Origin of the sequence: Pseudomonas sp. NFR02 (genome assembly GCF_900119375.1) — a bacterium.
GTDB lineage: Bacteria > Pseudomonadota > Gammaproteobacteria > Pseudomonadales > Pseudomonadaceae > Aquipseudomonas > Aquipseudomonas paracarnis.
The window spans coordinates 623,545-636,051 of the sequence record NZ_FPJJ01000001.1 but is presented as its reverse complement, the minus strand read 5'-3'; the positions used below and the strand labels follow the sequence as shown (position 1 = coordinate 636,051).

The window sequence follows — 12,507 nt, the reverse complement described above, 5'->3', positions numbered from 1 at the left end:
CTGATGAACAGTCTTGCGCAACCGCTCCAGAGCAATGCCCCGCTGATCAACCGCGACCGTTTGTGGCAGTCGCTGATGGACCTGGCCCGGCTCGGCGCCACGGCCAAGGGCGGCGTGTGTCGCCTGGCCCTCACCGACCTGGACCGCCAGGCCCGCGACCTGTTTGTGCAGTGGTGCGAGGCAGCCGGGTGCAGCATCAGTGTGGATGCCATCGGCAATATCTTCGCCCGCCGTCCTGGCCGCAACCCCGCCCTGCCCCCGGTCATGACCGGCAGCCATATCGACACCCAGCCCACCGGCGGCAAGTTCGACGGTTGCTACGGGGTAATGGCCGGGCTGGAAGTGATCCGCACGCTCAATGACTTGCAGATCGAAACCCAGGCGCCCATCGAAGTGGTGGTGTGGACCAACGAAGAAGGCTCGCGCTTCCCGCCGTGCATGATGGGCTCCGGGGTATTTGCCGGGAAGTTCGACCTGCAGGACACCCTCGACAAGCGCGACGACCAGGGCCTGTCGGTAGGCAGCGAATTGCAGCGCATCGGCTATGCCGGTTCGCGTGCGGTGCTGGGCCATCCGGTGGGCGCTTATTTCGAAGCGCATATCGAGCAAGGCCCGGTGCTGGAGGACCAGGCCATTACCCTGGGCGTGGTGATGGGCTGCCTGGGCCAGAAGTGGTTCGACCTGACTCTCACCGGCGTAGAGGCGCATGCGGGCCCTACGCCCATGCACCTGCGCAAGGATGCCCTGGTGGGCGCTGCCGAAGTGGTCAGCGCGGTCAACCGTATCGCCCATCTGCATCAGCCTCATGCCTGCGGCACCGTCGGCTGCCTGAACCTGCACCCTGGCTCGCGCAACGTGATCCCCGGCCAGGTGCACATGACCATCGACCTGCGTCACCTGCACGCCGACAAGCTGCAAGCCATGGTCGATGAAGTGCGTAGCGTGATCGAGGACTCCACTGCCCGCAACGGCTTGACGTTTGAACTGACGCCCACCGCCGACTTCCCGCCGCTGGACTTCCACCCAGCCTGTGTCAATGCCGTGCGCGAGGCTGCCCAGGCATTGGGCTTGAGCCATATGGACATTGTCAGCGGTGCCGGGCATGACGCGATCTTCGTCGCTGAACTGGGCCCGGCCGGGATGATCTTTGTGCCGTGCGAAGGCGGCATCAGCCATAACGAAATCGAAAACGCCGCGCCGGATGACCTGGCGGCGGGTTGCGCGGTGTTGCTGCGCGCCATGGTCAAGGCGGCACAGGGGGATGTGGCATGAGTGAGATTGGCCAACTGACAGCGGTGCAACTGTTGCAGCACTTTCGCGACAAGACCTTGTCACCCGTGGAGGTCACCGAAGACGCGTTGCTGCGCATCGAGCGCTATAACCCGGTGGTGAATGCCTACTGCCATGTCGACCCGCAAGGCGCCTTGGACGCTGCGCGGGCGTCGGAACAACGCTGGCTCAAGGGCGAACCCTGCGGGGCGCTGGATGGCGTGCCGGCGTCGATCAAAGACCTAACGCTGACGGTCGGTATGCCCACGCGCAAAGGCTCGCGCACCTCCAGTGCCGAGGGCCCGTGGGACGTGGACGCGCCCTTCTCGGCCTTCATGCGCAAGGCCGGCGCGGTGCTGCTGGGCAAGACCACCACCCCGGAATTCGGCTGGAAAGGCGTCACCGATAACCCGCTGTATGGCATCACCCGCAACCCGTGGGACACGCGCACCACCGCCGGTGGTTCGTCCGGGGGCGCCGCTGCGGCGGCGGCATTGAACCTGGGCGTGCTGCACCAGGGCAGCGACGCCGGTGGCTCGATCCGCATTCCCTGTGCGTTTACCGGCACCTTCGGGATCAAGCCGACTTTCGGCTATGTACCGCAATGGCCGGCCAGTTCCATGACGATTCTGTCGCACCTGGGGCCGATGACGCGCACCGTGGAAGACAGCGTGCTGATGCTGCAAGCCGTGGCGCGACCGGATGCACGGGACGGCTTGATCGGTGCGCCGCGAACCACGCCCTGGCTCATTCCAGGAACGGACTTGAAAGGGTTGCGTGTCGCCTATAGCCCCACGTTCGGCTATGTGAAAGTCGACCCGCAAGTTGCCCAGGTAGTGGATCGGGCTGTGCAGGGCCTGGTGCAACTGGGCGCCCATGTCGAGCAGATCGACCCCGGTTTCAGCGACCCGCTGGAGGTGTTCAGCACCCTATGGGCTGCCGGCGCAGCACGCCTGACCGGCACGATGAGCGAGGCGCAAAGGCAACTGCTGGACCCAGGGCTGCTACGCATTGCACAACGGGGCGAGCGCTTGAGCCTGGATGATTTCAACGCAGCCCTGGAAGCCCGGGCGGCGCTGGTCGCACGGATGGCGGCTTTCCATGAGCATTACGATGTGCTGGTGTCACCGATGATGCCGATCACCGCGTTCGAAGCCGGGCACAACGTACCGCCGGGTTCGGGAATGACTGAGTGGATGGAATGGACGCCGTTCACCTACCCGTTCAACCTCACCCAGCAACCGGCGGCGTCAGTGCCCTGCGGGTTGGCGGCAAATGGCTTGCCAGTGGGCTTGCATGTGGTGGGCGCGCGGTTTGCCGATGAGCAGGTACTTAGGGTGTGTCACGCGTATGCACAGGCATTCCCCACAGCGCACTTGCACACACCGAGAAGCCCGACCTGAAATACCTACAACTGTGGGAGCTGGCTTGCCTGCGATAGCGCTGGTTCAGTCAGCACATTGGCCTCTGACACACCGCCGTCGCAGCTTCTACACAATTTTGTAGGTTGTAGCAGCCAACGGTAACCACGATGCGAAGCGAGCCGCTCTTGATCTGCTTTTGATCTTGATCTCAGGCGCCCCGTTAAACCACGCTGGCCGGAATTCGACAGGGATTTGGGGGGTAAACCGGCAGGGATGCCGGTTTAGCCGCCCCGCGCCATGGATGGCGCGTGGCGGCGGCCCCCCAAATCACTGGCGGATTACGGGCACACCGAGCCTAAGCGAGGTGCCGAGTGGTGGGGCAAGAGCGTTTTGCTTACTTTGCCGCTTTTGCAAAGTGAGCCGCCGTCAGGGCGGAACCCTAAGTGGCCGTTACCTAAATAACGGATATGTACGCGCTCTGATCCAACATCCCAGTTGACTGTCAGGCCGTCTTCGCAGGCAAGCCAGCTCCCACATAGGACTGCGGCGCGTCAGGTGGATAAGCGTCGCTGTCAGGCCGCCACGGGAGCAAGCTCCCTCGCCACAGATACAGCGTCGTACCAAAGTTATGTAGATACCTATGCTGCGATAGCGGTGTGTCAGAGGCCAATGGGCTAACTGAACCAGCGATTTCGCAGGCAAGCCAGCTCCCACATGGATCGCATTCCAATCCTGCATCGCTCTACAATGCCCCTATTCATCCCCGGGGGCTTCATGGACATCGAACTGGCACGCACCTTCCTCGAAATCACCCGCTGCGGCAGCCTGGCCGCAGCGGCCGAGAAACTGCACGTCACCCAGACCGCTATCACCGCTCGTGTCAAAAACCTTGAGAACCAGCTCGGCTGCACGCTGTTTGTGCGCAACCGTGCCGGTGCGCGGCTGACCGCCGACGGCGAGGCCTTCGTGGTGTACGCCAACCAGTTGCTGCAGACCTGGGAAGCGGCGCGACGCGACCTGCCGTTGCCCGATGGCTATCGCAATGTGCTGCATATCGGCGGAGAGGTCAGCCTGTGCAACCCATTGATGCTCGGCTGGGCCAAGGCGCTGCGCGAGCACATTCCGGGGCACGCGCTGCGCACCGAGGTGCGTGAAGGCGAGTACCTGCTGCGCCAACTGGAGTTGGGTGTGCTCGACGCCGCCTTGGTGTTCCAGCCGCAATACTGGCCGGGCTTGCAGGTGGAGCAGGTGCTGGAAGAAAAACTGATTCTGGTGCAACTGGCGAGCAAACCCTCGCCCTACGTGTATATCGACTGGGGCCAGGGTTTTCGCCAGCAACACGACGCCGCCCTGCCCGACCGTGCGCGTGCCGCGCTGAGTTTCAACCTGGGGCCGCTGGCGTTGCAGTACATTCTGGAAAACGGCGGTGCCGGCTACTTCCGCACACGGGTGGTGCAAAGCTACCTGGACAGCGGCGTGATGCAGCGCGTGCCCAAGGCGCCGGAATTCAGCTTTCCGACCTACCTGGTGTACTCGCGGGCGCGGGATTCGGCGGTGTTGCAGCAAGCCCTGGAACTGCTACGCGCGGTGGTGAAGGCCGAAGGCGACTGGTCGCAACGCTGGGATCCGCTGATTTGAATCACTCTACATCTGCGCACATGCTAGCCTGCTGGTGTTTCCTCTCGCAGCCTTACCGATGAACAAGAAAAAGTCCGTCACCATCAGCGACATTGCCAAACGGGTCGGCATGACCACCATTACGGTGTCCCGGGCCCTGAGCAAACCCGACCTGGTCAAACCCGCCACCCTGGCGCGCATTCTTGAAGTGGCTCGCGAGCTCGACTACGTGCCCAACGCCTTCGCCCGTGGGCTCAAGCGCAGTGAAAGCCTGATCATCGGGGTCATCACCGCGTCTGTAGACAACCCGTTCTACAGCGAGATGATCAAGGCCATTTCCCGCGAGGCGAAAAAGCACGGCTACACCATCATGCTGGTAGACACCGATGAACTTGAAGAACTCGAAAGCAAGGCAGTCGATACCCTCCTGGGCTACCGCGTGGCGGGGATCATCCTGTCGCCGGTCTCCGACGAGCCCAGCTACCAGCCCGACTACCTCGAACGCCTGGGCAACGGCAAGACCCCGGTGGTACTGCTCGATCGCACGATCCACGACAGCCCGTTCAGCCGCGTGGTGCTCGACAACTACCACAGCGGGCTGCAAGCCGCGCACTACCTGTTACGCCAAACCCCGAACCTCAAGCGCCTGCTGGTGCTGACCGGCCCCGAGCACTCGCGCATCAGCGTGGAGCGCCTCAAGGGCCTGCGCGAAGTGCTGGCCGAGCACCCCGACATTCAGGTCGAGGTGCAGGCGGGCGACTACACGCTGATGCCGGCTTATTTACATACTCTCGACTACCTGGCCGCACACTCGGCGCCGGATGCGATCATGGGCTTCAACCAGTTGATCACCCTGGGCGCCCTGCGCGCCTTGCGCATGCACAACATCGCCCATGACAGCCTGACCATCTGTGGCATCGACCGCCTGCCCTTCGCCGATATCTTCGGCGTGCCCATCGCTTGCGTAGCCCATGATGCATCCCTGGCCGGCAGCAGTGCCGTGCGCCTGCTACTTGACCGCCTGCAAGACCCGCACAAGCCACGGGACAAAGTGGTCATCGCCGGGCAGTTGGAAAACGGCTAGCGGCTGGTGTAGCCGCCGTCCACCGGCAGGCTGACGCCACTGATCATGCTCGCCGCGTCGCTAAGCAAAAACAGCACCGGTAGCGCCACTTCCGCCGGTTGCGCAAAACGCCCCAAAGGAATCGCTGCCAGCGCCGGGTCGCGCTTGGCCGGGTCGGACCAGGCCATGGCCGCCATCGGCGTCAAGGTCACGGTGGGGTTGACGCTGTTGACGCGTATGCGAAAACGGCCCCACTCGGCGCATTGCACGCGGGTGATCGCATCCAGTGCAGCCTTGGAGGCGCAGTAGCTCAGGTGATCGTCCAGCGCCACCAACGACGCCTGACTGGAGACGTTGACGATGCTGCCCGCCATGTTCGCTTCGATCATCTTTGCCGCGACCCGGCTGGCCACTTGCGCAGCGGCGCGGGCGTTGACGCTCATCACCTGGTCGAAGGCGCTGGCGCTGATGGCCGCGGCAGGCTCCAGGCGTGAGATACCGGCGCAGTTGACCAGACCGTGCAGAGGCGGCAAATCTTGCAGGGTTTTGTCGAGGGCGACGCTGTCAGCGATATCTACGCACAGGGTGTGGCACCCCAATGCAGCCAACGCCTGGGCATCGCGACCGAGAGCGAAGACTTCAGCGCCGCTGGCGATCAGTTGCTGGGCAATTTCGCGACCGATGCCGCTGCTGGCACCAGTGACGAGGATGCGCTGGTGCGAGAAGTCGAAGGTGGTGGTCATAAATAAAGATCTCAAAACCAATGAAGACCCACTGTGGGAGCTGGCTTGCCTGCGATAGCGGTGTATCAGCTCCCGATAAGGAGACTGACACTCCGCTATCGCAGGCAAGCCAGCTCCCACATTTTTGGACTGTGTTGAATCAGGTGGCTGGCAGGTTGTGCATGACCGGTTTCAGGGCCGGATACAGCTTCAGGTACTCGGCAAACGCCCGGTCATAGGTCATGACATTCTCCCGCTTGGGCTGCGCCCGCAATTGCAACTGCACCCAGCCGGTGTCCATCTGCCCATCACTCACCAGCCCCACCGTATGCGCCGCCAACAACGCCGCGCCCAGGGCTGCTTCTACCTCCTGCACGATGGTGTAGACGGGGTAGCGTGTGACATCGGCGATGATCTGCATCCATAGATCCGAATGGCTGGCCCCACCCACCACGATCAAGCGCGGGTCCAGGGAGTGCGCGCCTTGAGTACCCGCTTCGATATTGTGGCGCAGGGCAAAACTCACGCCCTCCAGCACCGCGCGGTACAGGTGAAAGCGGCTGTGGTAGAGGTTGAGCCCGACAAAACTGCCGCTGGCGCGGTCATCCCACACCGGGCTGCGCTCGCCCATCAAGTAAGGCAAAAACACCACGCCTTCGCTGCCTGCCGGAATCTTCATCGCGCTCTGCTCCAGCAGCGCCAGGCTGTCTTGCCCCGTGGCCTGGGCCTGCTGTTCTTCGGCCTGGCAGAACTGCTCGCGAAACCAGCTGACCGAGGCCCCGGCGGTGATCGCACCGCCGAAGATGTACAGGTCGCGGTGGCCGTTGTAGACGTGGGGCATGCTCACCAAACCGTGACGTGCATCCACCTGCTGGTTCAGATAGCCCCAGCACATGCTGGTGCCGATCATCGCCACATGATTGCCTGGCTGAGTGACACCCGCCGCCAGGGTCGCCATGGCCGCGTCCACGCCCCCAGCGAGGATCGGCGTGCCCGCCTGCAAGCCCAGGCGGGCAGCCCAGTCTGCGCGCAAACCACCCACCACCTCGCCGGAATACAGCAACCGCTGGGGCATCATCGACTGCGCGATACCCAGCGCATCCAGCATCTCGCCTGACCAGTTGCGCGCCGCCACGTTGTAGACACCACCGATATTCCCGGCGCTGCTGTGGTCCACCGCCAACTCGCCGGTCAGGCACCAATTGATGTAGCTGTTGGGCGGCAACAGGTAACGGGTATCCGCCCACACCTGAGGCTGGTGCTGCTTGAGCCAGAGCATCTTGGTGAAGCCGTAGTAGCTGTCCACCGAGTTGCCGGTGATGGCGAACAAGCGCTCCAGGTCCACATGCTCACGCACCCAGGCCACCTGCTCGCCGGCGCGGCGGTCCATCCAGATCAGGCACGGGTACAGCGGCGTCATCTGCGCATCCACAGCAATGCCCGAACCACCGTACAAACTGCTGATGCACAGCGCCTTGACCAGCGGCGCCGGCACCCCGGCCTTGGCCATGCACTGGGCCACGCAAGTTTCGACAGCATCCAGCCACACCTGCGGCCACTGCTCGGCCCAGCGCACTTTCGGGGTGTCCACCCGGTAGCCGTGGCTATGCTGGGCGATGATCGTGCCTTGGGCATCCACCAGCAGCGCCTTGGTGCTCTGGGTGCCAATGTCTACACCGATGACGTAGTCCATCTCAGAGCACCGGCTTCAACAGCACCTTGATCGACTTGGTCGAATTGGCCAGTTCAAACGCCTCGGCCCAGTCGTCCAGCGGGAAATCATGGGTGACGATGCCTTGGGATGTGACCAGGCCACGCTCGAACAGGTCGATGGCGATCGGGTAGCAATACGGGCCCAGGTGCGCGCCGCGCACGTCGAGCTCCTTGCGGTCGCCGATGATCGACCAGTCCACACTGGTCTCGGCGCCAAACACGCTGAACTCGACAAAGCGCCCGAGCTTGCGGATCAGGTCCAGGCCCTGGGTGACGCCGGCCGGTACGCCGGTGGTTTCGATATAGACGTCACAGCCGTAGTTGTCCGTCAGCCCGTTGATGATCTCGCGAGCGTTGTCACGGGCGGGGTTGATCACCACATCGGCGCCGAACTTTTTCGCCAGTTCCAGGCGCTCGTCGACCATGTCGATCACCACCAGTTTTTTCGGGGTCTTCAGCGCGGCGACCTGGACCATGCACAGGCCAAGGGTACCCGCGCCGGCAATCACCACCACGTCGTCGAGCTGGATATCGCCACGGTTGACGGTATGGATCGAGCAGGCCATCGGCTCCACCAGCGCCGAGTCTTCAAGGGACACCGATTCGGGGATCTTGTGCACGATGGCGGTCTTGGGAATGCGCATGTACTGGGCCATGCCGCCTTCGGCCACTTCGCGCTGGAAGCCGAAGATATTGTGCACTTCGCACATCCAGTATTTGCCCGATTTGCAGAAGCGGCACTTGCCACACGGCACGATCTGTTCAGCGATGACCTTGTCACCGACCTTGACCTCAAAGTGCTCCTCGGCGCCCTCGCCGGCTTCGACCACATAGCCGAAAAATTCGTGGCCCGGTACTACCGGCGCCTTGACCCAGGGGTTGTCGCCGCCCCAGAACATCGCCGCGCCCGAGTGGCACTTGCAGTCACTGGCGCAGATGCCGCAGGCGGCGATACGGATCACCAGCTCATTGGTACGCGCCTGGGGTTTGCCGATGCGCTCCAGGCGGTAGTCTTTCGGGCCGTGGCAGACGACGGCTTGCATGTGAGTGTGCTTGTCCATGTGTTCGGTCCTGTGTAGTGAGGTATTAACGATGGCGCTGACGGCTGATGAAAATCGCCAGCAAGATGATCCCGCCCTTGATCACGCTCTGGACGTAGGGCGACACGCCAAGCATGTTCAAACCGTTGTTCAACACGCCCAGCAGCATGGCGCCGAGCAAGGTGCCGATGATCACTCCGCGGCCGCCGGCAATCGACGCACCACCCAGTACCACGGCGGCAATCGCATCCAGCTCGAACGACACGCCGGCATTCGGCTGGCCGCTCATCAAGCGCGAGGTGAGCACCAGCCCGGCAATCGCGGCGGTGAAGCCGCTGATGCCATACACCAGCAGCTTGAAACGCGCCGCTCGCACCCCGGACAAGCGCACCGCTTCTTCATTGCCGCCGATGGCATAGATGTAGCGGCCGATGCGGGTGTGTTGCAGCAGCACATAGGCCGCCAGGTAGGTGATCAGCATGATCAGGATCGGCACCTGCAGGCCAAACACACTGGCGCGACCGAAGAATGCGAACCACTCTGGCAAGCCGGAAATCGGATAGCCGTCGGTGTACATCAGCCCGAACCCACGGGCGATGCCCATGGTCGCCAGGGTGACGATGATCGGCGGCATATGCAGGTACGCCACGAACAGTCCGTTGCCGATGCCGAAGGCCACGCCCACTAGTAGCCCGACGCCAATCGCCAGGCCCGGCGGCAACCCGGCGACCATCAGCCCGGCGGTCAAGGTGCCGGACAACGCCATCACCGGCCCCACCGACAAGTCGATACCGCCGGTGAGAATCACGCAGGTCATGCCCACCGCGATGATGGCGTTGATCGACACCTGGCGGGCGATGTTGGAGAGGTTGCTGGCGGTGAGGAAGGTGTCGCTGGCGAGGATCATCACCAGGGTCACCACCACCAGCCCGACAAAGGGATAAAACGCCGGCGAACGCAGCAGCCGCGCCAGGTTCAGGCGCAACCGGCCGGTGCCGGCGGTGTTAATGGACGTATTCACTTGAGCCCCCTGTTGCATGGCGCATGACCTCTTGAGGATTGACGGCGGACGCTTCCAGTACTTTGACGATGGCGCCCTTGTGGAACACGGCGACGCGGTCGCACATGCCGATGACTTCGGGCAGCTCGGAGGAAATCATGATGATCGCGTAGCCCTGTTCGGTGAGGCTGCGCATCAACGCGTAGATCTGCGCCTTGGCCCCCACATCGATGCCGCGTGTCGGTTCGTCGAACACCAGCACGTCGCAGTGGTGGTTGATCCAGCGGGCGATCACGACTTTTTGCTGGTTGCCGCCGCTGAGGTTCACCACAAGGCTTTCGCCACTGGGCGCCTTGATCGACAGCTGGCGCATCAGCGCTTCGACGCTGGCGCACTCGCGGGCCTTGTCGATCAGGCCCGAGGCGTGCTGATACTTGGGCAAATTGTTCAGGGAGATATTTTCGCGAATGCTGAAGGCGGTGATCAGCCCTTCGCTCTTGCGGCTTTCGGGGAGCAGGCCGATGCCGTGGGCCAGGGCTTGAGCCGGGTCATCGAGGCTGACTTTTTCCCCGCGCAGCCACACGTCTTTGCTCATCGTGGGCAGCGCGCCCATCATGCCCAGGGCCAGCTCGGTGCGGCCCGAGCCCACCAGGCCGGCGAAGCCCAGGATCTCGCCTTTGTGCAAATTGAAACGGTTGTGGGGGCCGTTGCGCACCAGCTGGATATCCTTGACCTCCAGCAGCAAGGGGCCGCGTTCGCTGCTGGGTTTGGGCGGGAAACTGCATTCCAGTCGGCGGCCGACCATCATCTCGACCAAGTGATCGATATCGCTGTCGGCCACTTCGGTAACGCCTGCATTGCTGCCGTCGCGCAGGACGCTGATGCGGTCGCAGACCTGGAAAATCTCTTCCAGATGGTGCGAGATAAAAATCACCGCCACGCCTTGGCGCTTGAGTTCGCGCATGATGTCGAACAGCAACTCGGCCTCACTGGGAGTCAGTGTCGCGGTCGGCTCATCGAGCACCAGCAGGCGTGCATCCAGGGCCAGGGCCTTGGCGATTTCGACAAACTGCTGCTCGGCCACGCTCAGGTGCTTGACCGCGCAGTGCAGGTCAATGCTGACCCCGAGGCGCTGGAACAACGCCTGCGCGGCCTCGGCCATTTCGCGTTTGCGCAACAGGCCGAAGCGGTTGCTCAGCTCATGGCCAAGGAAGATATTTTCTACCGCCGTGAGGTAGGGAATCAGGCTGAATTCCTGGAACACAATGCCAATCCCGGCGGCAATCGCATCCCGATAGGTCGCAAATTGTCGGGCCTGCCCATCGATAAGGATCTGCCCTTCGTCCTGGTGCTCGACCCCGCCCAGAATCTTCATCAGGGTGGATTTGCCCGCGCCATTTTCCCCGAGCAAGGCGTGGATTTCGCCGCGCTCCACTTGCAGGTTGATGGCCTTGAGGGCCTGCACCCCAGGGTAACGCTTACAGATGTTTTCCAGCTTCAGAAGACTGCTCATACCGCCGACCTCGCACTCAGAAGGAAGACCTGGGCCCCACGAACTACGCGGGGCCTGGGGGGTTTACCAGCTGAAGTCCTTGGCCTTGGCCTGGTCGATCAGGGTGATGTCCACCGGCACGCTGGCCGGTACTTGGGCGCCCCACTTCTTGGCCAGGGCAATGCCCAGGGCGAGGCGGATCTGGTCGCGGGGGTATTGGGCCGAGGTGGCGATGAAATGGCTGCCGGGTTTCTGGATCGCCTTGATCGCTTCCGGCGCACCGTCGACGCTGACCAGCTTCACGTCCATACCGCTGGCTTCGATGGCCGACAGCGCGCCGAGGGAGCCATTGTCATTCACGCTGAAAATGCCCTTGAGGGTAGGCTGGGCCTGCAACATGTTTTCGGTGACGGTCAGGGCCTGATCGCGTTCCTGTTTGCCGTTCTGGATGCTGACAATCTTGATGTCCGGGTGCTTGGCCACCGCCTCTTTGCAGCCGCGCACACGTTCGAGGATCGGCACCACGGCGATGCCGTCAAGGATAGCGATATTGCCTTTGTCACCGATGGATTTAGCCAGGTACTCACAGGCCTGGAAACCAGCGTCGAAGTTCTTCGAGCCCACGAACGAATCCAACGGGCCATCTGCCTGGGCATCCACCGCCACCACTACGACGCCGGCAGCATGGGCCGACTTGACGGCCGATTGCACGCCGACGGAGTCAGTGGGGTTGATCAACAGGATGTCGATGCCCTTTTGCAGCATGTCTTCGACATCACTGACCTGCTTGGACACGTCGTGGCGGGCGTCAGTGATGATCAACTTGGCACCGATGGTCGCGCCGGCTTCTTCCAGGGCGTTTTTCATGGTGACGAAATAGGGGTTGTTGATTTCCTGGAACGAGGCGCCGATGCGGATGGGCTTGGCGGCGTCGGCAAACGCGGGGGTCGCGCTGCCCAGGGTGATGCTGGCAGCCAGTAAACACAGGGTTTTTGGGAGCATTTTCATGGCGTGGGTCTCTGTTTTGTTTTTATTTTTAGAGCAAATGTTATCGTTAACATTTTGCCAGAAGCTAACAATTAATTCAGACCTGTGCAAGCCTCCACTGGTCGGCCTCGGGCAAAAATATGTGAGCTGGCTTGCCTGCGATGGCGCAGTGTCAGTCTACTGATCTGGCCCTGATACACCGCCATCGCAGGCAAGCCAGCTCCCACAGGGCGATGAGGT

The 12,507-nt window shown here is 62.6% G+C and carries 10 protein-coding genes; 4 read left to right on the top strand and 6 right to left on the bottom strand.

Annotated features, from left to right (window positions below; all coding sequences use genetic code 11):
• Positions 1-3 precede the first annotated feature (3 nt).
• From BT199_RS03055 to BT199_RS03040, 4 genes are all read left to right on the top strand, one after another.
• Complete coding sequence (locus BT199_RS03055; RefSeq protein WP_072433849.1) at positions 4-1,272, top strand: Zn-dependent hydrolase; 1,269 nt, start codon at positions 4-6, stop codon at positions 1,270-1,272.
• Complete coding sequence (locus BT199_RS03050; protein WP_072433848.1) at positions 1,269-2,672, top strand: amidase; 1,404 nt, start codon at positions 1,269-1,271, stop codon at positions 2,670-2,672. The genes BT199_RS03055 and BT199_RS03050 overlap by 4 nt, the downstream gene beginning before the upstream one ends.
• 735 nt (positions 2,673-3,407) lie before the next feature.
• Positions 3,408-4,271, top strand: coding sequence for a LysR family transcriptional regulator (locus BT199_RS03045; RefSeq protein ID WP_014719042.1), 864 nt, complete (start codon positions 3,408-3,410; stop codon positions 4,269-4,271).
• Positions 4,272-4,329: 58 nt separating this feature from the next.
• Positions 4,330-5,334, top strand: a complete 1,005-nt coding sequence (locus tag BT199_RS03040; RefSeq protein ID WP_054897430.1) for a LacI family DNA-binding transcriptional regulator — start codon at positions 4,330-4,332, stop codon at positions 5,332-5,334.
• On the opposite strand, the gene BT199_RS03035 is transcribed toward BT199_RS03040, so the two are convergent.
• The 6 genes from BT199_RS03035 to BT199_RS03010 all read right to left on the bottom strand — a co-directional run bounded on the left by BT199_RS03035 (position 5,331) and on the right by BT199_RS03010 (position 12,288).
• Positions 5,331-6,056, bottom strand: coding sequence for an SDR family oxidoreductase (locus BT199_RS03035; protein ID WP_014719044.1), 726 nt, complete (start codon positions 6,054-6,056; stop codon positions 5,331-5,333). The genes BT199_RS03040 and BT199_RS03035 overlap by 4 nt on opposite strands.
• A gap of 139 nt (positions 6,057-6,195) precedes the next feature.
• Complete coding sequence (locus BT199_RS03030) at positions 6,196-7,728, bottom strand: FGGY-family carbohydrate kinase (protein WP_072433847.1); 1,533 nt, start codon at positions 7,726-7,728, stop codon at positions 6,196-6,198.
• A gap of 1 nt (position 7,729) precedes the next feature.
• The gene (locus BT199_RS03025; RefSeq protein ID WP_014719046.1) at positions 7,730-8,809 is read right to left on the bottom strand and encodes an erythritol/L-threitol dehydrogenase; all 1,080 of its coding nucleotides are present in this window, start codon (positions 8,807-8,809) and stop codon (positions 7,730-7,732) included.
• A 25-nt stretch (positions 8,810-8,834) separates the two neighbouring features.
• Positions 8,835-9,827, bottom strand: a complete 993-nt coding sequence (locus tag BT199_RS03020; RefSeq protein ID WP_014719047.1) for an ABC transporter permease — start codon at positions 9,825-9,827, stop codon at positions 8,835-8,837.
• Positions 9,793-11,301 carry a sugar ABC transporter ATP-binding protein gene (locus BT199_RS03015; RefSeq protein ID WP_014719048.1) on the bottom strand — a complete coding sequence of 503 codons (1,509 nt, stop codon included), beginning with the start codon at positions 11,299-11,301 and terminating at the stop codon, positions 9,793-9,795. The genes BT199_RS03020 and BT199_RS03015 overlap by 35 nt, the downstream gene beginning before the upstream one ends.
• A gap of 63 nt (positions 11,302-11,364) precedes the next feature.
• Positions 11,365-12,288, bottom strand: a complete 924-nt coding sequence (locus BT199_RS03010; protein ID WP_072433846.1) for a substrate-binding domain-containing protein — start codon at positions 12,286-12,288, stop codon at positions 11,365-11,367.
• Positions 12,289-12,507: the final 219 nt, after the last annotated feature.

Coding starts and splice junctions, on each gene's coding strand:
- BT199_RS03055 (WP_072433849.1), top strand. CDS start 4: ATGAACAGTCTTGCGCAACCGCTCCAGAGCAATGCCCCGCTGATCAAC.
- BT199_RS03050 (WP_072433848.1), top strand. CDS start 1,269: ATGAGTGAGATTGGCCAACTGACAGCGGTGCAACTGTTGCAGCACTTT.
- BT199_RS03045 (WP_014719042.1), top strand. CDS start 3,408: ATGGACATCGAACTGGCACGCACCTTCCTCGAAATCACCCGCTGCGGC.
- BT199_RS03040 (WP_054897430.1), top strand. CDS start 4,330: ATGAACAAGAAAAAGTCCGTCACCATCAGCGACATTGCCAAACGGGTC.
- BT199_RS03035 (WP_014719044.1), bottom strand. CDS start 6,056: ATGACCACCACCTTCGACTTCTCGCACCAGCGCATCCTCGTCACTGGT.
- BT199_RS03030 (WP_072433847.1), bottom strand. CDS start 7,728: ATGGACTACGTCATCGGTGTAGACATTGGCACCCAGAGCACCAAGGCG.
- BT199_RS03025 (WP_014719046.1), bottom strand. CDS start 8,809: ATGGACAAGCACACTCACATGCAAGCCGTCGTCTGCCACGGCCCGAAA.
- BT199_RS03020 (WP_014719047.1), bottom strand. CDS start 9,827: ATGCAACAGGGGGCTCAAGTGAATACGTCCATTAACACCGCCGGCACC.
- BT199_RS03015 (WP_014719048.1), bottom strand. CDS start 11,301: ATGAGCAGTCTTCTGAAGCTGGAAAACATCTGTAAGCGTTACCCTGGG.
- BT199_RS03010 (WP_072433846.1), bottom strand. CDS start 12,288: ATGAAAATGCTCCCAAAAACCCTGTGTTTACTGGCTGCCAGCATCACC.